This window comes from Burkholderia sp. LMG 13014, assembly GCF_905232215.1.
Classification (GTDB): domain Bacteria; phylum Pseudomonadota; class Gammaproteobacteria; order Burkholderiales; family Burkholderiaceae; genus Burkholderia.
On sequence record NZ_CAJNKE010000878.1, the window covers coordinates 1 to 1,816 of the forward strand.

2 protein-coding genes are annotated in these 1,816 nt (G+C 68.2%); one reads left to right on the forward strand and one right to left on the reverse strand.

The features are described from left to right. Positions 1-225 precede the first annotated feature (225 nt). Positions 226-1,161: a DMT family transporter gene (locus JYJ84_RS35710; RefSeq protein WP_174955569.1), complete on the forward strand. Its 936-nt coding sequence runs from the start codon at positions 226-228 to the stop codon at positions 1,159-1,161. A 105-nt stretch (positions 1,162-1,266) separates the two neighbouring features. On the opposite strand, the gene JYJ84_RS35715 is transcribed toward JYJ84_RS35710, so the two are convergent. Next, a partial coding sequence (locus JYJ84_RS35715; protein ID WP_205190216.1) for an rRNA adenine dimethyltransferase family protein occupies positions 1,267-1,816 on the reverse strand: 550 nt, incomplete at its 5' end.

A 1,816-nucleotide genomic window follows, 5' to 3' on the forward strand; every position in this document is an offset into this window, starting at 1 on the left:
AGCACAACGGCGAAAAACCGCACGATCCGGCTCGCCCGGCTACCGCGCCGATCGGGTAACATCCTTCCACCTCGCACCAAAAGCGGGCATGCGATCCACCGCCCGAACGCGACCACCCACACTTCCCTACCTCCACACTGCCGTGCGAAACCGCCGATTCGAGCGCGCCGGATGCGCCGCCCTCCCGATCTCGCAGCCGCCGTCCCGAACCGGTGAGGCTCGCCGATGACCACGCTCGCCGCTGCCCCCGTGCGCCGCGCCCTAGACACGCGCGCCGTCGGCCTGATGCTGCTGCTATGCGCGATCTGGGGCTTCCAGCAGGTTGCGATCAAGAGTACGAACGCCGCGATCGCACCGATGTTCCAGGCCGGGCTGCGCTCGGTGATCGCGGCGGTGCTGCTATGGGGCTGGGCCCGCTCGCGCGGTACTCCGCTGTTCCAGGCCGACGGCACGTTCGGCCCAGGTCTTGCGGCCGGTGCGTTGTTCGCCGGCGAATTCATCTGCGTGTTCTTCGGGCTGACGCTGACGAGCGCGTCGCACATGGCGATCTTCCTTTACACGGCGCCGTGCTTCACCGCGCTCGGCCTGCACCTGTTCGCACCCGGCGAGCGGCTGCAGCGCAAGCAGTGGGCCGGCGTCGGCCTCGCCTTCGCCGGCATCGCGCTCGCGTTCGCGGACGGCTTCCTGAAGCCGCGCGCACCCGGTGCATCCGTGCTGGCCGGGCTCGCCGGCGACGCGCTCGGGATCCTCGGCGGTGCGATGTGGGCCGCGACGACGGTCGTCGTGCGCTCGACGACGCTCGCGCGGGCGAGCGCGAGCAAGACGCTGTTCTATCAGCTTGCGGTGTCGGCGGTCGTGCTGGTCGCGCTGGCCGCACTGTTCGGCCAGGTGTCGTTCGCACGCGTCACGCCGATCGCGATGGTGAGCCTCGCGTACCAGTCGGTGATCGTCGCGTTCGTCAGCTACCTGTCGTGGTTCTGGCTGCTGACGCGCTACAGCGCGTCGCGGTTGTCCGTCTTCACGTTCCTGTCGCCGCTGTTCGGCGTCGCGTTCGGCGTGCTGCTGCTTGGCGAATCGGTCGGCTGGCGCTTCATGTCCGCGGCCGCGCTCGTGCTGACCGGCATCGCACTCGTCAACGCGCCGCCGCGCAGGCGGGCATGACCACCCTGCGCAACACGCGCGCGCCCACGCCATAAAAAAGGCTGCCCCGCAGGGCAGCCTTTTTCGCATATCCGGGCCGGCGCGCGTAACCGGCCTTAACCCGCCTCAACCGGCCTTGCGCACTGCCGCGAGCGCCTGCGCGACGCCAACGTATTCGGCCACGCTCACGTCCTCCGCGCGACGCGCGAGATCGAAGCCGAGCGCGTCGAAATCGATCGTCTCGCGATAGTCGCCGAGCGTATTGCGCAGCATCTTGCGGCGCTGCGAGAACGCGGCGGTGACGACTTCGCCGAGCAGCACGGGATCGACGTCAGGCAGTTCGTGCAGCTCGTACGGAATCATCCGGACGATCGCCGAATCGACCTTCGGCGGCGGCTGGAACGATTCCGGCGGCACGTCGAGCATCTTCTCCATCACGTAGCGGTATTGCAGCATCACCGACAGACGCGAAAACGCCTTCGTGCCCGGCTCCGCGACCATCCGCTCGACGACTTCGTTCTGCAGCATGAAATGCTGGTCGATGACCGCGTCGGCGAACGTCATCAGGTGAAACAGCAGCGGGCTGGAAATGTTGTACGGCAGGTTGCCGACGATTCGCAGCGACGGCTTGTCGCCGGGCGCCGCGAGCGACCGGAAGTCGAACGCGAGCGCGTCG